This is a genomic window from Streptomyces sp. NPDC006385 (genome assembly GCF_040612485.1).
Lineage (GTDB): Bacteria > Actinomycetota > Actinomycetes > Streptomycetales > Streptomycetaceae > Streptomyces.
This window is the reverse complement of sequence record NZ_JBEXQG010000030.1, coordinates 1-19,623: the sequence shown is the minus strand read 5'-3', so window position 1 is coordinate 19,623 and position 19,623 is coordinate 1. Positions and strand designations below refer to the sequence as shown.

Below are 19,623 nucleotides of genomic sequence, written 5' to 3'. Positions count from 1 at the left end.
GTTGCCGGAACCGTTCCCCCGGATCAGCGCGCCACCGCCAGGCAGTAGTCCTCGTCGGTGGCGAGGAGATTGCGATGGGTGTCCTCGGCCGTGATGACGCCGTCGTTCAGGACGAGGACCCGGTCGGCGGCGTCCAGGAGGGCCGGGCTGCTGGTGATCACCAGGGTGGTGCGGCCCCGGCGCAGCTTCGCCACGTTGCGCGCGACGAGCTGTTCGGTCACCGCGTCCACGGCGGTCGTCGGGTCGTGCAGGACCAGGACGTCGGTGTCGGCGGCCAACGCGCGGGCCAGGGACAGCCGTTGGCGCTGGCCTCCGGAGAGGTTCGCGCCCCGGTCCCGGACGCCGTAGTCGAGTCCCTCGGGGTGCAGGGCGACGACGTCGGTCAGCATGGACGCCTCCACGGCCTCGGGCACCGTCCTGCTGGTGCCCGACGGGTCGATGTTCGAGCGGAGGGTGCCCGCGAAGATCTCCCCGTCGTACGGGTTCACCAGCATGTGTTCGCGGACCGCCTCGATCGACAGGTCGGCGAGCGGCTGCCCGCCGATCCGCACCTGTCCCTCGTAGGTGTCGGGCGGGACGTGCACGGCCAGGATCGCCGCGAGGTCGGCCGCCGCGCGCGGCTGGTAGGCGGCGATCGCCACGAACTCGCCCGCGGCCACATGGAACTTCACGTCGCGCAGGGTGCCGTGCCGGACGCAGTCGATCTCCAGGTCTCCGCCCGCGGCGGGGCGTTGCGACCCCGGCGTCATCACCGGCGGAGCGGACAGCACCAGCGCCATGCGCTGGGCCGAGGCACGCGCGATCATCACGTACTTGGGCATCTCGGAGAACAGCTTGAGCGGCTCGATGATGAACTGCGCGAGTCCGACGGCCATGACGAGCTCCCCGATGGTGATCCGGCCGTTGAACGCCAGCCAGCCGGCCGTCAGGGTCACCGCCGCGGCGAGGACGGCGTTGAGAGCGAGGGCGGTGCCCGCGTACACGCCGTTGACCTTGGCGACCGTGATCGCCTGATGCTTCGCCTCCGTGCTGACCGCCCGATAGGACCGGAAGGCGGCGTGGTTGCCGCCGAAGCCGTGCAGCGGGCGCAGCCCGATGATCAGGTCGGCGACCTTCGCGCCGGCCCGCGCCACCCGGGCCTGCTGTTCCTGCGTACTGGCGCCGATGCGCTTGGACATCACGCTCAGGATCGACAGGATCGCGACGGTGCCCACGATCACCAGCAGACCGAGCCGGAGGTCGGCCAGGCCCAGCGCGATCGCCGCGACCAGCACCGCGACCAGCGAGCTGATCAGCAGCGGCACCACCTCGATGATGTCGGCGGTCTGGTCGGCGTCCTCGGTGGCGATGGTCAGCACCTCGCCGGACTTCAGGTCGACGTCCCGGGCGACCGGCTGCAGGCCGCAGGCCGCGACCTTCACCCGCCAGCGGTGCGCCTCGGTCGTGTTGGCCTTCTGCAGGGTGCGCATGCCGAACCGCCAGGACAGCGACACGGTCGTGATGATCACGGCCAGGGCGGCGATCGACAGACCGAGGGCGCCCGGGCTCCGGTCCCGCATCGTGTGCTCGACGATCATGCCGAGCGCGATCGGGAAGGCGGTCTCCCCCGCCTGGTACAGGCCCATGAGGAGGGTGCCGCCGGCCATGGCGCCGATGTTGCGGCGCAGTGCGGTGCGCAGGATGTCGGACCCCGTGCGGGGCCGCTGCGTGTCAGGAGTTGTCATCGAGGTGGCGGGCAATCGCTTCCGGGGTGCGCAGGGTGAACAGGTCTCGGATGCTGATCACGGGACCGTACTCGCGGCGGAGCAGCCCGATCAGCCGTACCGCCAGCATGGAGTGTCCTCCGAGGGACACGAAGTCGCTCACCGCGCTCACCTCGTCGTCGTCCAGGTCCAGTGCCTCGGCGAAGAACTCGCACACCACGGTCTCGGTCTCGGTCGCGGGTCCGCGCTCCCCCACCGTGGTCAGCGCGCCCAGCGGCTTGGCCTCCGGCAGCGCCTTGGTGTCAGCCTTCCCGTTCACCGTGAGCGGGATGCTGTCGACCTGGGCGTAGTGCGTCGGGCGCAGGAAGTCCGGCAGCCCGGCGCCGACTTCGCCGGCGACCGCCGCCAGGTCGGCGCCGTCCAGCACGAGGTAGGCGGCCAGCCGGTACGCCCCGTCGACCTGCGGGTCGGGCTGGGCGACGGCGGCGACGAACCGTACGGCCGGGTGCGCCGCGAACGCGGCCTCGACCTCGCCGAGTTCGACCCGGTGGCCCCGGATCTTGACCTGCTGGTCGGTGCGGCCGAGGTACATCAGGTTGCCGTCGGGGCGCCGGACGACCAGGTCGCCGGTGCGGTACATGCGCTCGCCGGGTTCACCGAACGGGCACGCCACGAACCGGTGCGCGGTCTGGGCGGGCTGCCCGAGATAGCCGCGCGCGATGCCGATGCCGGACACGTACAGCTCACCGGGGACGCCGTCCGGCAGCGGCCGCAGCCACGGGTCGAGCACGTACACGTCCGTGTTGTCGATCGCCACGCCCACGACCGGGTCCTCGCACTCGAAGGTGCCGACGCCGAGGGTGTTGATGGTGTACTCGGTGGGCCCGTAGAGGTTGTAGCCGACCGTGCCCTCGGTCTCGGCGAGCCGCTGCCACAGGGTGGGGGTGACGGCCTCGCCGCCCAGCAGCACCAGCGCCGGCCGCCGTTCGGGGTTGTCGAGCAGTCCCTCGGCCACCAGTTGCTGCGCGTAGGTCGGGGTCACGTTGACGACGTCGATCCCGTGCTCCAGGCAGTACTCGACCAGGCGGGGCGCGTCGCGGCGCAGCTCCTCGTCGCAGATGTGCACTTCATGCCCGTCCGCCAGCCACAGCAGCTCCTCCCACGACATGTCGAACGCGAAGGACACGGTGTGCGCGATCCGGAAGACCCGGTGGCCGTGCTCCGCCAGCACCGGCTCGAAGATCCGGCGCTGATGGTTGATCAGCATGTTGGTGAGACCGGCGTACTCGGTCACCACGCCCTTGGGCTTCCCGGTCGATCCGGAGGTGTAGATCGTGTACGCGGGGTGCCGCAGGCGGTCCGGGTCGTCCGGCGCGAACGTCGGATACGGCTCGGCCTCGGGCAGCGGGCGGTCCAGCTCGATCAGGTCACCGGACAGCGCGGTCAGCCGCGGCGAGACCGCGCTCACGGTGAGGATCACGTCGGGGCGGGCGTCCTCGACGATCGCGGCGATCCGCTCGTCCGGATGGTCCAGCTCCAGCGGCACGTACGCGGCGCCGACGCGCAGGACGGCGAACAGCGCCACGATCGAGTCGAGGGAGCGCGGGATCGCGAGACCCACGTTCGTCTCGGGACCGATGCCGCGCCGGGCGAGCACCCCCGCCACCGCGCGGCTGCGGTCCCGCAGTTCGGCGAAGGTCATGGTCGAGCCGTGCGCGACGAGCGCGACCCGCTCCGGGGCACGGTCCGCCGCCTGGTCGAACCGGTCGACGACGGTGTCCGTGCCGACGTCCGTACGCTCCCCCCGCGAGGGCTGCGGACCCAACCCCCGCAGCGCGCCCACCGGCCCGGTCGCCCGAGCGAGGTCTTCGAGCACGCGCAGGTAGTCGTCGAGGAGGCGACGAGCCCCCGCCGTGTCCTCGTCGCGGTACTCCAGCTTGACCGTGAGCCGGTCGCCGGGCGTGACGACCCACGTGAACGGATAGTGGGTGGAGTCGTCGGCCTTCACCGACGTGATGCCGTGCCGGGCGTTCATCTCCGCGAACGCGTCCAGGTCCAGGAAGTTCTGGAGCACGAACAGGTTGTCGAACAGGGCGTCGTGCCCAGTGGCCCGCTGGATCTCGCCGAGCCCGAGGTGCTCGTGCTCCATCGCCTCGACCCGGGCCGCCTGCACGGCCGCCAGGTACTCCCGGACGGTGTCGTCCGGTCGTGCCCGTGTCCACATGGGCACGGTGTTGAGCAGCACGCCGACGATGTCGGACAGGCCCTCGCCGTCCCGGCCGGAGACGGTCACGCCGAACACGGCGTCGCTACGGCCCGTGTGGGCGCCCAGGAGAAGGCCGAACGCGCCGGTCAGCACCGAGTTCAGAGTGACGCCGTGCACTTTGGCCGCTTCCCTGAGCAGGTCCGACTGCTCGGCGGACAGCGTGTGCACGACAGCGCGCGGAAGGTCGTCGGAGAGGACCGGCGCCGGACCGGCGAGCAGCGTCGGACCGGGAAGGCCGGCCAGGTGCTCCGCCCAGAAGCGTTCCGATACGGCCGCGTCCCTGGCGGCGAGCGTCCGGGCGTGGTCCTCGAAGCTCGGGGTGGCGGGGACGGGGTCGAGCGGTTCGCCCGCGACGCGTGCCCGGTAGGCGTCGAACAGCTCCCGCAGCACGATCTCGCGGGACCAGCCGTCCCACAGCAGCAGGTGGTAGCTCAGCAGCAGGCCGTCGCGGTCGTCGGGCAGACGCACCACGGTCAGCCGGATCAGCGGTGGCTCACCCGGGTCGAACCCGGTGTCGCGGTCCCGGGCGCGCAGGGCGTCGACCTCGGCGTCCGTCGACAGCTCGACCGTGCGGACGTCGACCCGTCGGCCGGCCTTGAGGACCTGGACCGGGTTGCCGTCGGCGTCGGTGCTGAAGCCGGCGCCCACGACCGGGTGGCGCGCGATCACGTACGCCATCGCCTCGGCCAGCGCGTCGGTGTCCAGCCGCCGGTCGAAGGTGAACCAGCTCTGCGCGACGTAGTGTCCGGCCGAACCGGCCATCTGGGCCTGGAAGTACAGGCCCCGCTGGAGCGGAGTGACCGGTGCGGTGCGTTCGGCCAGGACGGAGTCCTCCGCGATGCGCTCCAGCGCGCTGCGCCAGTGCCCGGTGATCGCGTCGGGGACGCCTTCGGCGAGGGTGAACCGCGCGTGCAGGCTTCCGGTGGCCTCGTCGAGCCAGGCGTTGACCTCGACGGCGTACGGGCTGCGCTGGTCACCGCCGGTGAGGTGCACCGCCTGGGCCTCGCTGCCCCGGCCGAGGTAGTTGAACAGCACCTGCGGACGAGCGGTCAGCAGCGGGGCCGTCTGCGGGTTGAGGTACCTCAACCCGCCGTAGGCGACGTGCGCGCGCTCGTCCGGCTGGCGTTCGGCGACTTCGCGTGCCGCGGCCACGGGGTCGGTGTGCGCGGTGAGCCGTACGGGGGCGATGGCGGTGAACCAGCCGACGGTGCGGGTGTAGTCGTGGTGCTCCAGCACCGGGACGCGGCCGTGCCGCTCCAGCTCTATCGCGAGATCGGTGGGTGTGGGCTGGATCCGTGTCAGCGCGGTGCGCAGGGCGCCGCACAGCAGTTCCGTGAGACCGACGCCGAGTGCGGCGGGGGCGGTGCGGGTCACGCGGTCGCTCGCTTCGGGCGGGAGGACGACCGTGGTCTCCCGCAGCCCGTCGACCGCGGGCAGCAGCGCGGGCGCCTGGAGGGTGGTCAGCCAGTGTCCGAGGTCGTCGATCGCGTGGCCGCAGTGGAGGGCCAGGGCTTCGGCGTATTCGGCGTAGGACGTGGTGGGGGCCGCCAGGGGCGCCCCGCGCAGGGCGGTGGTCAGGTCGTCCAGCAGGACCAGCCAGGACACCGAGTCGACGGCGAGGTGGTGCACGGTGACCACCAGGGTCCGGCTCGCCTCCAGCCACGAGAAGGCGATGACGTCCCCGGACTCGGGGTCGAGCCGTCCGGCGTCCTCGTTCGCGGCGGTCGTCGCGTCGGTGGTCGGGTCCGGCCGTACGACCGTGATCGCGCGGGCGGGTTCGGTGCTCAGCGCCCACACGCCGTGCTCGACGCGCAGCCGCAGCCGGAGGGCCGGGTGCGCGGCCACGACGGCGTTCGCGGCGCGCTCGGCGTCGGTGAACCCGGTGCCCTCGGGCGCCACCAGCGTCCTGGCCTGGGCGAACCGGGCGAGCGAGCCGCCCAGTTCCCGCTGGCGCAGGATGATCGGCGTGGGGGTCAGCGGGCCGTCCTCGCGGCGGGCGGCCGGCGCCGACGTCGCCGCGGGCCGCGGTGCTCGCGTCTCCATGTGCTCGGCGAGTGCGCGCGGGGTCCGCAGCAGGAACACGTCCCGGGGTGCGATCGTCAGACCGAGCGCCCTGGCCCGGTTGACCACGGTGATGGCGACGATGCTGTCACCGCCGGCCCTGAAGAAGTCGGTGTCGCCGTCCACTTCGGAGCCGGGCAGCGTCTCGGCGAAGATGCCGACCAGGGCGGCGAGTGCGGAGTCACCGGCGCCGGAGTCGCTCCCGGCCACCGGGGTCTCGTCCCGTGCGGCCCGCTCGATCAGCGCCTTGCGGTCCAGCTTGCCGTTGACCGTCAGGGGCAGCGCGTCGACGGGCAGCACCCGGCCCGGCACCATGTGCACAGGCAGCTTGGCGGACAGCAGGCCGGCGAGGTCGGCGGGCACCCGGCCCACGACGTGCGCGACCAGGTGATCACCGCTGTCGGCCACCGTCACGGCGGCGTCGACCACCCCGTCGAGTTCCCGGATCGCGGTCTCCACCTCGCCCGACTCGATGCGGAATCCCTTGAGTTGCACCTGGTCGTCGGCGCGGCCGACGAACTCCAGCTCGCCGTCGAGGGTGCGGCGGGCGAGGTCGCCCGTGTGGTACATGCGGGAGCCGTCACCCGCGAAGGGGTTCGCGACGAACCGGCTCGCGGTGAGCGCGGGCCTGCCCAGGTAGCCGAGCGACACCTGGTCGCCGGCGACGTAGATGGCGCCGACCCGGCCCGGCGGCACCGGCCGGAGCCGGTCGTCGAGGAGGTAGGTGACCAGGCCGGGTATGGGACCGCCGATCGGGCTGACGTCGCCGCCGGAGGCGAAGTCGGCGTCGGTCAGCACCCGGTGGGTGACGTGGACGGTGGTCTCGGTGATGCCGTACATGTTGACCAGCTCGGGCGACGCGGTGCCGTGCCGCTCGACCCAGCCCCGCAGCCGCCCGAGGTCCAGCGCCTCGCCGCCGAAGATGATCCGGCGCAGGGCGGGCAGCGGCTCGTCGGCGAGCCGGTCGGCCTCGGCGAACTGGTAGAACGCCGACGGGGTCTGGTTGAGCACGGTCACCCCGCGCTCGCGCACCAGCCGGTGGAAGTCGACCGGGGAGCGTGTCAGCCCGTACTCCGGCACCAGCAGCTCACCGCCGTACGCCAGCGCGCCCCACAGCTCCCAGACCGCGAAGTCGAAGGAGAAGGAGTGGAACTGCACCCACACGTCCCGCGGGCCGAAGTCCATGTCGGGCTGAGTGCGGGCGAGCAGGGTCACCACGCTGGAGTGCGGGACGACGACGCCCTTCGGCCGGCCGGTCGACCCGGACGTGTAGATCACGTACGCGGGATCGTGCCAGCTCGCCCCCGGGCCGGCCTCGTCGGCGACGGGCGGCGGCTCCTCGCCCTGTACGAGTACGCGGGCCGGCACCCCCGCCCGGGCCAGCAGCTGCGTGAAGCGGTCGCGCTGCTCGCGGTCCACGAGGACGACCTGCGGGGCGGCGTCGGTCAGGATGTACTCCAGCCGTTCGTCCGGGTACGCCAGGTCCAGCGGCACGTAGGCGCCGCCCGCGCTGACGATCGCGACCAGGGCGACGACCTGTTCGACGGAGCGCGGGACGGCGACGGCCACCCGCTTGCCCGGTCCGACACCGGACGCGCGCAGGATGGCGGCCAACTCGTCCTTCGCGGCCGCCAGTTCGCCGTACGTCAGGGACCGGGTGCGGCCGTCCAGACCGCACTGGGTGACGGCGGTGGCCGCCGCGTCGCGGTGCGCGGCGGCGTCGAAGAGTCCGCTCAGGGTCGTCGGGGCGATCCGCTCGGGACGCCGGTCGCGCTCGGCCGCCAGCTCGTCGACCAGGGCGTCCGGCCGGGTGAGCAGGGCGGTGAGGGTCGAGGCGAACGTGCGCAGGATCGCCCGGGCGCTCGCCTCCCGCAGCAGCGCGCCGTCGTAGATCAGGTTGAAGCGCGGACGACCGTCGAGGGCGCGCTCCACCACCAGGGTCAACGGGTAGTGCGGGGCGCCCTCGTTCACGAGGTCGGTGATGACCAGGGTGTCGCCGGGCCGCCGCAGGCTCTCCACATCGGTCGCGACGTCGAACACCACCAGGGTGTCGAACAGGGACCCGGCATCGGCCTGACGGCCGATCCTCGACAGTGAGACGTGCTGGTGCGGCAGCACCGCGCTCTGGTGTTCCCGCACCGAGGCGAGCAGGTCCTGGGCCGTGGTGGTGGCGGTCCAACGGGCCCGTACGGGAATGGTGTTGATGAACAGACCCACCATGTCCGCGATGCCGGGCACATCGGCGTCACGCCCGGACACAGTGGAGCCGAACACCACGTCCGTGCCGTGCAGGATGCCGCCCAGCGTCACCGCCCAGGCGCTGTGCACGGCCACGCTCAGCGGCACCCCGGCCGATCGCGCGGCGGCGTCGATGTCGTCGCCCGGCTCCACTGCGGTGTCGGCGAACCGGTCGGAGGGGGTGTGCCCCTCGGCGACCAGGGAGGGGCCGGGCAGCTCGGCGAGCTGGTCACGCCATACGCGGTCGCTCTCGTCGGCGTCGCGTCCGGCGAGCCAGCCGACGTAGTCGGAGAACCCACCGATCGGGTACACGGTTCCCGGCGCGTGGTACTCGGCCAGCAGCGCGCGGAGCATCGGCGGCACCGACCAGCCGTCGGCGATGATGTGGTGCACGGTCTGCACGAGGACGTTGCGGCCGGGGCCGCCGCGGACGAGGGTGTACCGCATCAGCGGGCCGGTGGCCAGGTCGAAGCCGGCGCGGCGGTCCTGCTCGGCGTACGCGCGTATCTCGTCGTCGGTGATGCCGGGGCGGTCCAGCGTGGTGAAGGGCGCCCGCACACCGCTCTCCAGTACGCAGACCACACGACCGTCGGCGAGGGCCACGAACCGTGCCGCGAGGTTCGGGTAGAGCGCGAGCAGCCGGGTGGCCGCCGCCGCGAGCCGGTCGGCGTCCACCTCGCCGTCGAGGGTGAGCAGTTGCTGCTCGACGTAGGCGCCGGCCGAGTCGTCGTCGAAGACGGAGTGGAAGTACAGGCCCTCCTGCAACGGGGTCAGCGGCAGGACGTCCCGCAGCGCCGGGCCGTCCAGGGCGTCGACGTCGGCCTGGGTGAGCGCTACGAGCCCGAAGTCGCTGGGTGTGTGGCCGCCCTGGGGGTCGAGCGCGGCCAGCCCGGCCAGGGCCGTCCGGAAGTACCCGCCGAGGGTCGTGATGTCCTCGTCGGTGAACATCCCGTCGGGCCAGGAGATGGTGGTGACCAGCTCATAGTCGCCGCTCGCGGCCGGTTCGGCGATCGCGTTGAACTCCAGGGGACGCGGCAGGCGCATCCGCGGGTCGCGCTTCTCGCCCAACTGGCCCGTGGTGCGGGCGAGTTGCCAGTCGCCGGACGAGCCCGCGTCGAAGCGGCCCAGGTAGTTGAACAGCACCTGCGGTGCCGACGCGTCGAACTCGGTGTGGGTGAGGTGGCGCAGCGCCCCGTAGGAGACGCCGTTGTCCGGCACCCGGGCGAGGTCCTCCTTGACCGCCTTGAGCGCGGCGGTCAGGTACTCGGGCGCGGTGAAGTCGGTTGCCGCGCCGGGGTCGACGGTCACCGGGAACAGGGTGGTGAACCAGCCGACCGTCCGGGACAGTTGGGGCTCGAAACCGGCGGAGCCCGCCACGAAGTGTCCTTCGCGGCCGTGGCCCTCCAGTTCGATGTGCGCGAAGGTCTGGTCCTGCCCGAGGTCGCGGCGCCACCGGGCGAGGGCGACGGCGAGCCCGGTCAGCAGGACGTCGTTGACGCCGGCGTGGAACTTCGCGGGGATCTCACCCAGCAGCGCGGCCGTCACCTCGGGGCCGACCGAGACGGTCCGCAGCCGCTCGTTCGCGACGGTGTCGGCCGCGGACAGCGGGCGCCTGCCCACCTGCTGGTCGTCTCCCGGCAGGGGACGCCAGTAGTAGGAGCTGTCCGCGTCGAACGCGGCGCGCTCCAGCAACTGTGTCCAGCGCCTGAACGACGTGCCCACGGGAGGCAGTTCGATCGGTGTGCCGGAGGCGAACTGCCGCCAGGCGGTGGCCAGGTCCTCCATCAGGACCCGCCAGGACACACCGTCGATGACCACGTGGTGGGCCACCAGGACCAGCTGCCGTGCCGCGCGGCGCCACACGGCGCGCAGCATCACGCCGTGGTCGGGGTCCAGCGCGTCGGTGGCGAGCGCCACGCACGCGTCGAGCGGACCGTCGCTCTCCTGCCATCCGACGACGGCGTGCTCGGCCTCCGGGATGTCGAAGCTCCAGCGCTCGCCGCGCACCAGCCTGGCGCGCAGCATGGCGTGGTGCCGGACGACGGCGGAGAGGATCTCGTCGAGAGCGTCCGCGGTGAGGTCCGCCGGGGTGTTCAGGACGACCGACTGGACGAAGCCGTCGACGGCGTCGGTGGTCTCGCCGAGCCACTGCACGATGGGTGATCCCACGACGGAACCGGTCGCGACGTCGCGGTGGTCCGCGGTGGAGACGTCCTCGCGGCTCGCGACGGCCGCCAGTGCGCCCACGGTGCTGTGCGTGAAGATCTGCCGTGCCGTGACGTAGAGCCCCGCGTCGCGCAGTGCGCTCAGCAGGGAGATGGCGAGGATGCTGTCACCGCCGAGCTGGAAGAAGTCCTGGTCGACGCCGACTTCTTCGAGCCTCAGCACCGACGCGACCGCCGCGCACACCACGCGCTCGTCGTCGGTGGTGGGCTGGACGAGGGAGCCGGTCGTGACCGTGGGTTCCGGCAGCGCCTTGCGGTCGAGCTTGCCGTTGGCGGTGAGCGGGAACTCCGTCATGACGACGATGTGAGCGGGCACCATGTACTCCACCATGTGCGCGGCGGCCCACGCCTTGACCTCGTCCGCCCGCAGGTCCTCGCTGCCGGCCGCCGGGATGACGTACCCGACGAGGTAGGTGCCGCCGGCCGCGTTCTTCCGGGCGACGACGCAGGTGTGCCGTACCCCGGGGTGCTCGGCGAGACCGACCTCGACGTCCTCGATCTCCAGCCGCATGCCGCGGATCTTGATCTGGTTGTCGGCGCGGCCGAGGAAGTCCAGTGAGCCGTCCGGGGCGAACCGGGCGAGGTCACCGGTGCGGTACAGCCGGGAGCCGTCGTTCGCGAAGGGGTTCGCGACGAAGCGGGACGCGGTCAGGCCGGGCGCGTTGACGTAGCCGCGGCCCAGGAGGAAGCCGCCGACGTAGAGTTCGCCGCCGACCCCGACCGGGACCGGGCGCAGTTCGTCGTCCAGGACGTAGAGCTGGGTGTTGGGGTTGGCCTTGCCGATCGACGTCGACAGGCGTTCGGCCGCGCCCCGGTAGATGACGTGCGAGACGCCGATCGTCGTCTCGGCCGGGCCGTAGCCGTGGTACATGGGGATGTCGAGCTTGGTGCGGAACCGCTCGTACAGCTCCGGGGTGAGCACCTCGCCGCCGCACCACACGTGCCGCAGGCTGTCCAGCCGCCCGGAGTCGCCGGCGATCTCCAGCAGCACGTCCAGCATGGACGACACGAGGTAGGTGAAGGTGACGCGCTGCTCGGCGATCACGCTCAGCAGGTGGTGGGGGTCGCGTTCGCCGCCGGGCCGCAGCACCACCAGTCGGGCGCCGGAGACCAGCGGCAGGAATATCTCGTTGATGGAGATGTCGAAGGACAGCGGCGCCTTGAACAGCGACGCGTCGTCATGGCCGAAGCCCAGGATCTCGTTCACCTGCCACAGCAGGCGCTCGCTGATCGCCTCGTGCCGGATCATCGCGCCCTTGGGCCGCCCGGTCGAGCCGGACGTGAAGATCACGTAGGCGAGGGCATCGCCCTGGACGGTGACGTGGGTCCCCTCCGTGGAGTAGGAACCGAACCGCCAGTCGCCCAGGTCGACGGCCACGGCCTCCGGTTCGGCCGGGTCGTGTTCGCCCGAGTCGTTGAGCTGCACCACGACCCGGGCGTCCTCGATGACGACGGCCCGGCGCGCGGCGGGCCACTGCGGATCGAGCGGCACGAACGCGCATCCCGCCTGGAGCACGCCGAGCAGGCCGATCACCATGTCGGCGGAGCGGCCCAGCGAGATGCCGACGACCTGTTCGGCGGTGAGGCCGCGTTCGATCAGGTGATGGGCCAACTGACTGGACAGTTCGGCTGCCTGACGATACGTCAGCGAACGGTGCTCGTCGACGACGGCGACGGCGTCCGGCCTGCTCCGCGCCTGCTCGCGGAACATCTCCACGATGCTCGGGCGGACCCGGTCGGCATGGGTGTCGTTCCACTCGGCCAGCGCCTTGAGCCTCGTGGCCAGGCTGAACGGACCGATGGTGCCGAGGGGCCGGTCCGGGAAGTCGGCCAGGTCGTCGAGCGCCAGCTGTGCGTCGGCCGGATCGACGCCCTCCGGCACGGTGATGCTCCGGCCGTCCGCGCCGACCTCCCAGTCGCCGGGCGCGGCCCCGCCGTTGTCGACCCATCCGAGGACGTCGGCGAAGAGAGTGCCGGGGGCGAGGTCGATGCCGTCGCTCCCGCGGCCCGTCGCCCAGTACGACAGCCCGATGGCGCATGCTTCGGTGATGGTCCGGTAGGAATAGTCGCTGGTTCGCCCGCGTACGCCGGCCAGGCGAGCGGGAGACAGCCGTACGAGACGAGCGCTCGGTTCCAGCATCGAAGACTCAGCACCCTTTCAAGGAAACGAAAGCAAGCCCCATCTGACTTAGGCTCACCTAACTACCCTCGCGCCATGCCTGCCACAGCCGCGCGTACCGGCCGTCCAGGGCCACCAACTCCTCGTGGGTGCCCTGCTCGACGACGCGTCCGGCGTCCAGCACCGCGATCCGGTCGGCCGCCATCGCCTGGGTCAGCCGGTGCGCCACGAACAAGGTGGTCCGGCCCGCGCAGGCGGCGAGCACCGCCCGCTCCAGCTCCGCGGCGCCCTCGCTGCCCGCCTCGGCGGTCGACTCGTCGAGCACCACCACCGGCGACCGGGCCAGCACCAGCCGGGCCAGGGCGATCTGGGCGACCTTGGTGACGTCCAGGCGCTCACCGCTCTCGCCGACCAGGGTGTTCAGCCCCTCGGGGAACGCCTCGACCCATTCGTCGGCGCCGACCGTGCGCAGCGCGCCCATCAGTTCGGCGTCGGTCGCGTCCGGTGCGGACAGGCGCAGATCGTCGGCGAGCGGACCGGAGAACACGTGCGTCTCCTGCGTCAGGATGCTCACCAGGGCCCGCGCCCCGGCCTCGTCCAGTCCGGCGAGGTCGGTCGTCCCGATCCGCACCGACCCGGACCGCGGGGTGCCGATGCCCGCGATCAGCGCGGCCAGGGTCGTCTTGCCCGCGCCCGTCGCTCCCACCAGCGCGAGCGAACCGCCCGCAGGGATCGTCAGGTCGACGTTGCGAAGGACGGGCTTGTCGGTACCGGGATAGCTGAACGTCAGTCCCCGCACCGTCACCGGCAGGGGCGAGGCGTCCACCGGCGCGACGGCCGCGTCACCCACCAGCCGCTCCTGCGCGGGCTCCCCGAGCACGCCGACCAGCCGGGTCAGGCTGGCGCCCGACTTCTGCGCCTCGTCGAAAGTGAACATGATCAGGCCCAGCGGGACGAACAGCCGGTGGAACAGCAGCGGAGCCGCCGACACCTCGCCGAGGCTGGCGGCGTCGGCCTCCAGCAGGGCGTATCCCACCAGGAGGATCAGGGTCAGCCCGATGAACTCGGCGCGGTTCTCCCGGCCGACGAACCGCCCGAAGAACCGGAACACCTCGATGCCGAGGTTGCGCACCCGCCACGACTCACTGGTGACCTTCTCGCGGAAGGCGTCCTCAAGGCGGTACGCCCGGACGGTGTCGATCCCGTTCAGACCGCTGATCAGCGCCTGCGCACGGTCGGCCTGGGCCACTCGCTGCTTGCGGTAGAGCGGGGCGGAGCGCGGGAGATACCAGCGCAGGGCCAGCGCGTACGCGGGCAGCGCGCCGGCGCCGGCGAGACCGAGCCGCCAGTCCAGTCCGAACATGCCGACCGTGGCGATGGTGACCAGGACGCCCGCCGAGAACACCGTGGGGACGGCCGTACGGATGCCCTTGGAGATGACGGCGACGTCGTCACCGACCCTGGACAGCACGTCTCCCCGGCCGACCTGCTCGATCCGTGCGCTGGGCATCCCCAGCACCGCCCGGACCGCGCCCTCGCGCAGCCGGGCGAGCAGGTCGGCGCCCAGTCGGCCGATCAGGTAGGTCGACACCGCGGTGGCCGCCGCGCCGAGCAGCGCGGCGGCCCCCATCAACGCCCCGACGGTGACCAGGATCGAGCGCGACTGGCCCTCGACCACGCCGTCGACCACCCGGCCGAGCAGGAGCACGGGGAGCACCTGGAGGGCTGCCCCCGCCACCGTGGTCAGCACGGTGGCGGTCGTCAGCCAGGGCACCTCGCGGCAGTGCGCCGCGACCCATCGGGTGGCCTCGCGTCCGGTCGCCGTGCGCAGGGTCGCCGGGGCCACACGGGTGTCGGTCGCGCTCACACCGCACCCTGGGCGTGCCGGGGACAGGACATGGTGATCGCCATTCTCAGCCGGCCGCCGACTTGACGAGCTGGTCGATCGCGTACGGCATGGACAGCAGGGTGCCCTGGGAGATGGCCGCGCCGACCGCCGGACCCTCGCTGTCGAGCAGGTAGGACACGTTCCCCTTCTTCACGGCGTCCAGGTTGGCGAACAGCTTGAACTTCTTCAGCGCCTCGGTGTCGGCCTTGTCGTTGATGACGAAGATGTGGTCGACGTCGACCAGGTCGACGCGCTCGGGCGAGAGCTTGGTGTAGAAGCTGCCGTCCGCGACCTTGTCGATCTCGGTCTGGTACTTGAAGCCGATGCCCGACAGCAGCCGTCCGCGCACGTCGGTGGAGGTGAACGGCGCCACCGAGTTCTCGTACCAGGACAGCGCGACGGCGGTCTGGTCCGCGAACTGCGGGTGGTCCTTCTTGGCCGTGTCGAGCTTGCTCTGGATGTCCTCGACCATCTTCTCGCCCTCCTCGGCCTTGCCGAGTGCCTTGGCGATGTGCAGGGCGTTGTCCTGCCACGGCGCGCTGAACGGCTCCTTCTCGGCCTTGGTGCGGCCCACCGTCGGCGCGATCTTGGAGAGCTTGTCGTAGGCGGCCTGGTCGATCTCGGAGTAGACCGCGATGATCAGGTCCGGGCGCAGGGCGGCGATCTTCTCGTAGTTGGGGCCGGAGTCACCGTTCTTCATGATGACCTCGGGCTTGGTGTCGCCCCACTTGTCCTTCACCCAGGGCCACTGGGTGTTGATGTCGGGGCTCTGACCCTCGGGGTTCGGGTACTGGTCGACCATGCCGACCGGCTTGATGCCGAACGCGAGGATGGTCTGGTCGTCGGTGTAGCCGACGGAGACGACTCGCTCGGGGGCCTTCTCGACCTTCGTGGTTCCGAACGCGTGCTCCACGGTGACCGGGAAGGCGCCGGCCGCCGCGGTCGAGTCGGTGCCGCTCGCCTTGTCCGTCGAGTCCGATTCGGAGCCGCACCCCGCGAGGAGGCCGACGCCGAGCGTCGCGGCGGACAGTAGCGCCGCCACCCGCCGCCAGGGCTTCGTACGCGTCGTTCTGTGGAGGAGCATCCGGAAATCCCCTTGCTTGTCGCGCTGTGTGCGCCCCGTCTGAGGGCAGGCAAACCGTATCGCAGCGCGATTAGGTTAGCCTAGCCTAATATCTATAACTTTATGGGGAACTAGCCGAGTTGAACGTGCGTGCGACCGATCGGCACGATGAGCGGCCTGTCACCCACCGGGTCGTCGATCACCTTGGCGCGCAGCCCGAACGCCTCGTGCAGCAGCTCGGCCGTGATCACGTCACGCGGGTGCCCCTGGGCGAGGATCGACCCGCCCCGCATCACGATGAGGTTGTCGCTGTAGCGCGTGGCCAGGTTGAGGTCGTGCAGCACCATGACCACGGTGCAGCCCGACTCGTGCAGGTCGTTCACGAGGTCGAGCACATCGACCGCGTGCGCGAGGTCCAGGTAGGTGGTCGGCTCGTCCAGCAGCAGCAGGTCGGTGCCCTGGGCCAGGGTCATCGAGATCCAGACGCGCTGCCGCTGTCCACCGGACAGCGTGTCGACCGGCCGGTCGGCCAGGTCGGCCACGCCGGTCATGGCCAACGCGCGGTGGACGACGTCGGCGTCGTCCGAGGACCACTGGCGCAGCCAACTCTGGTGCGGATGGCGGCCCCTGGCGACCAGGTCGGCCACCGTCAGCCCCTCCGGCGCGACCGGCGCCTGCGGCAGCAGGCCGAGCTTCTTCGCCACGTCCCTGGTCCTCAGCTTGGCGATGTCGTCGCCGTCGAGCACGACCGTCCCCTTGGCCGGCTTCAGCAGCCGCGACAGGGTCCGCAACAGGGTCGACTTCCCGCAGCCGTTGGGGCCGATGATCGTGGTGATCACCCCCGGCGGTATCGCCACGTCGAGATCGTCGATGACGGTCCGAGCGCCGTACCCGACCGTGACGCCCCTGGCTGCCAGCCGTGAGGCGTCGTCGACCGCGGACTCGACCCCGGTGATGGACTGAGTGACCACAAGGCCCCCTTGTTCAGGCTTGCCGACTTCTGTACCAGCTAGCTGCGATTGGCCCGCACCAGCAGATAGACGAGGAAGGGGCCGCCGATCGCCGCGGTGACCACGCCGACCGGGAGACTGACGGGCAGGGCCGTACGCGCGACCAGGTCCGCGCCGATCAGCAGCAACGCGCCCACCAGGCCGGAGGCCACCATCGGCGGCGTCGGACACCGAGCCAGCCGCATCGCCACCTGGGGCGCCACCAGCGCGACGAACGCGACGGGGCCCGCCGCGCTCACCGCCACGCCGGCCAGCAGCACCGCACACAGGAGCAGGATCGCCCGCACCGCCGAGTACCGGACGCCCAGTCCGGCGGCGACGTCGTCACCGAGGTGCATCGGCTTGAACTGGAACGCCACACCGGTCACGACGACCAGGAGGGCGAGGGTGCCCCAGAGCGCGACCCGGACCTCGTCCCACCCCCGGTTGTCCAGCGAGCCGACCAGCCATGCCTGGGCCTGGGCCACGTCCCTGATGTCGGCCGTGACCAGCAGCCAGGCCGTGATCGCCTCCATCACGGCGCTCACCGAGATGCCGATGAGGATGAGCCGCAGGCCCTCGACCCCGCGCCGCCAGGCCAGGAAGTAGACCAACAACCCCGTACCGAGGCCGCCCGCGAGCGCCGCCGCGGACAGTCCGACGGAGTCGACGATCGCCGCGGCGGTCCCGCCCGACACCGTCACCAGGAAGACCGCGGTCGCGCTGGCGCCGCCGGTGATCCCCAGGATGTCCGGACTGGCCAGTGGATTGCGGGCGATGGACTGCGTGATCGCCCCGGACACGCCGAGCGCGACTCCCACGACCACGCCGGCCAGCGCGCGCGGCATCCGCAGGTCCATGATCACGAACTCGTCCACCTGCTCGCCCCGGCCGAGGATGGTGGCGATGACCTGGGGCAGACCGATGGGGAAATCCCCGACCCCGATGGACAGGCAGAAGACCAGGAAGGTCGCCGCCGCCAGCAGCACCGTGACCAGGACGATCCAGGGCCGCCATACGAACGAGACACGGCCGAGCCGTACGCCCGGCGTCAACGACGGCTCCGCGTCCGCCCTGTTCGGCTCCACGCCCGTCCCGTTCGCCTTCACATCCGCCCCGCTCATGCGTTCTTGAACTTTCCGCGCCACACCAGAACCGCGAAGAACGGCGCGCCGAGGAGGGCGACGAGCACACCGGCGTCCAACTCACCGGGCCGCACCACCAGCCGGCCCACGATGTCGCAGACCAGCAGGATGACGGCGCCGAGCAGACCGGCGTACGGCACCAGCCAGCGATAGTCCGGCCCGGTCAGATAGCGGGCCACATGGGCCACCATGAGTCCGAGGAACGCGATGGGGCCGCACGCCGCCGTCGCCGCGCCCGCCAGCAGGGTGATGGCGGCGATGCCGACGGTCCGGGTCAGCGCGATGTTCACGCCGAGCCCGCGCGCCACGTCGTCACCCAGGTTGAGCAGGTTGACGGCGGGCAGGGTGGTGAGCGCGAGCACCAGCCCGGCCACGATGAACGCGGTCACCGGCCAGATGACGCCGAATCCGACACCGGCCACCGATCCCGCGTTCCAGAACCGCAGCGCGTTCAGCGACTTCTGGTCCGACAGCGCGATCGCCGTGGTCATCGCCGCGAGGAACACCGTGACCCCTTGACCGGCCAGGGCGAGCGTCAGCGGGTTGCCGGCGCCCCGCCCGATGCTCGCGAGCCCGAACACCACCACACCGGCGAGCCCCGCCCCCAGGAAGGCGAACCAGATGTACTGGAACGGGTTGGAGAGCCCGAACACGGCGATCACCGTCACCACGGCGAACGACGCACCGGAGTTCACGCCCAGCAGACCGGTGTCGGCGATGGGGTTGCGCGTGTACCCCTGGATCAGCGCTCCGCCGATGCCCAGGGCGATGCCCGCCACGATCGCGAGCACCGTCCGGGGCACCCGGACCGTCTCCACGATGAGCCTGATCTCGGTGAGCCGCTGGTCGGACTCCGGCGCCGCGAACAACCCGTGCCACACCTCGGCGGGGCTCAACGCGCGCGCGCCGACGGCCAATGACACCGCCGCCGCGGCCACGAGGACCACCACCAGGATGCCCAAACCCGCAACCCGCCGCCGACGGACCGGTGTTGTGGTCTTGGACGCGGGGCGCTCAACTGCAGTCGTGCCCATGTGGACGTACGTTATCCCTTTGATCAGTGCCGCCACGCCCGCCCGATGCGATCCACCGGATGGGCGTGGCCGGGTGTGCGGCTGAACCGGTGGACGGCTAGCGGGCGGCGCTGCCGGTTCCGTCGGCGATCCTGCGGGCTTCGTCGGAGGCGGACTTCAGGCCCCGTTCCAGGAGCGAGTCCAGGATCTCGCCGACCCTGATGGCCGTGTTGGACAGCAGGGACGACGTGATGCCGTGCGTGTGCTCCGTGCCGCCCTGCAGGTAGATGCCGCAGCGCAGTTCGGGGTCCGTGGCGATGCGGTAGTCGCGCTCGACACGGACGCGGCCCTCGTCGTCACGCAGACAGCGGTCCGCGACCTCGCCGAGCAGACCGACGGGGTCGGCGGGGCTGTAGCCGGTGGCGAAGACCACGACATCGGCGTCCAGCAGGGTCTCCTCGCCGGTCACGAGGGACGTGACCGTGGCCCGTACCTTGTCCTCGGTCTCCTTGACGTCGGTGAGCCGGGAGACGTTGAGGAAGCGCAGGCGCTCGGTGCCGAGGACCTTCTCCTGGTACATCTGCCGGTACAGGTCGTCGATCAGGTCGATGTCCACCACGGAGTAGTTGGTGTTGCCGTGGTAGTCCATCAGCCGGCGTTTGACGTTCTCGGGCGCGGCGAAGTACTCGTCGACGGCCTGGGGGTCGAAGATCCGGTTGGCGAAGCTGCTGTCGTCGGCGGGGCTGTAGCCGTAGCGGGAGAAGACGGCGCAGATCTCGGCCTGCGGGAAACGGCGGTGGAGGTAGGCGACGTTCTCGGCGGCGCTCTGTCCGGCGCCCACGACGACGAACCGGGAGGGCGAGGTGCCCGTCAACTCGTCGACCTTCGCCAGGAGGTCGGAGTTGTGCCACAG

8 protein-coding genes are annotated in these 19,623 nt (G+C 71.5%); all 8 read right to left on the bottom strand.

The features are described from left to right. Nucleotides 1–23 precede the first annotated feature (23 nt). On the bottom strand, nucleotides 24–1,724 hold the full coding sequence (locus ABZ078_RS22820) for an ABC transporter ATP-binding protein (RefSeq protein ID WP_356577824.1): 1,701 nt from the start codon (nucleotides 1,722–1,724) through the stop codon (nucleotides 24–26). Then, on the bottom strand, nucleotides 1,711–12,633 hold the full coding sequence (locus ABZ078_RS22815; RefSeq protein WP_356577822.1) for an amino acid adenylation domain-containing protein: 10,923 nt from the start codon (nucleotides 12,631–12,633) through the stop codon (nucleotides 1,711–1,713). Before ABZ078_RS22815 ends, ABZ078_RS22820 begins: the two co-directional genes overlap by 14 nt. Nucleotides 12,634–12,691: 58 nt before the next feature. Next, a complete protein-coding gene (locus ABZ078_RS22810; RefSeq protein WP_356577820.1) occupies nucleotides 12,692–14,479 on the bottom strand; it encodes an ABC transporter ATP-binding protein in 1,788 nt (595 codons plus the stop codon). Nucleotides 14,480–14,525: 46 nt separating this feature from the next. Continuing rightward, nucleotides 14,526–15,584, bottom strand: coding sequence for an iron-siderophore ABC transporter substrate-binding protein (locus ABZ078_RS22805; protein WP_356577818.1), 1,059 nt, complete (start codon nucleotides 15,582–15,584; stop codon nucleotides 14,526–14,528). A gap of 110 nt (nucleotides 15,585–15,694) precedes the next feature. Further along, nucleotides 15,695–16,534, bottom strand: coding sequence for an ABC transporter ATP-binding protein (locus ABZ078_RS22800; RefSeq protein WP_356577816.1), 840 nt, complete (start codon nucleotides 16,532–16,534; stop codon nucleotides 15,695–15,697). 38 nt (nucleotides 16,535–16,572) lie between these two features. After that, on the bottom strand, nucleotides 16,573–17,676 hold the full coding sequence (locus ABZ078_RS22795; RefSeq protein WP_356577814.1) for an iron chelate uptake ABC transporter family permease subunit: 1,104 nt from the start codon (nucleotides 17,674–17,676) through the stop codon (nucleotides 16,573–16,575). Then, entirely contained in the window at nucleotides 17,673–18,731 is a 1,059-nt protein-coding gene (locus ABZ078_RS22790; RefSeq protein WP_356577812.1) for an iron ABC transporter permease, read from the bottom strand. Before ABZ078_RS22790 ends, ABZ078_RS22795 begins: the two co-directional genes overlap by 4 nt. Before the next feature lie 97 nt (nucleotides 18,732–18,828). Then, nucleotides 18,829–19,623: SidA/IucD/PvdA family monooxygenase (locus ABZ078_RS22785; protein ID WP_356577810.1), on the bottom strand; the 795-nt coding region annotated here is incomplete at its 5' end.

Coding starts and splice junctions, on each gene's coding strand:
- ABZ078_RS22805 (WP_356577818.1), bottom strand. CDS start 15,584: ATGCTCCTCCACAGAACGACGCGTACGAAGCCCTGGCGGCGGGTGGCG.
- ABZ078_RS22790 (WP_356577812.1), bottom strand. CDS start 18,731: ATGGGCACGACTGCAGTTGAGCGCCCCGCGTCCAAGACCACAACACCG.
- ABZ078_RS22795 (WP_356577814.1), bottom strand. CDS start 17,676: ATGAGCGGGGCGGATGTGAAGGCGAACGGGACGGGCGTGGAGCCGAAC.
- ABZ078_RS22820 (WP_356577824.1), bottom strand. CDS start 1,724: ATGACAACTCCTGACACGCAGCGGCCCCGCACGGGGTCCGACATCCTG.
- ABZ078_RS22815 (WP_356577822.1), bottom strand. CDS start 12,633: ATGCTGGAACCGAGCGCTCGTCTCGTACGGCTGTCTCCCGCTCGCCTG.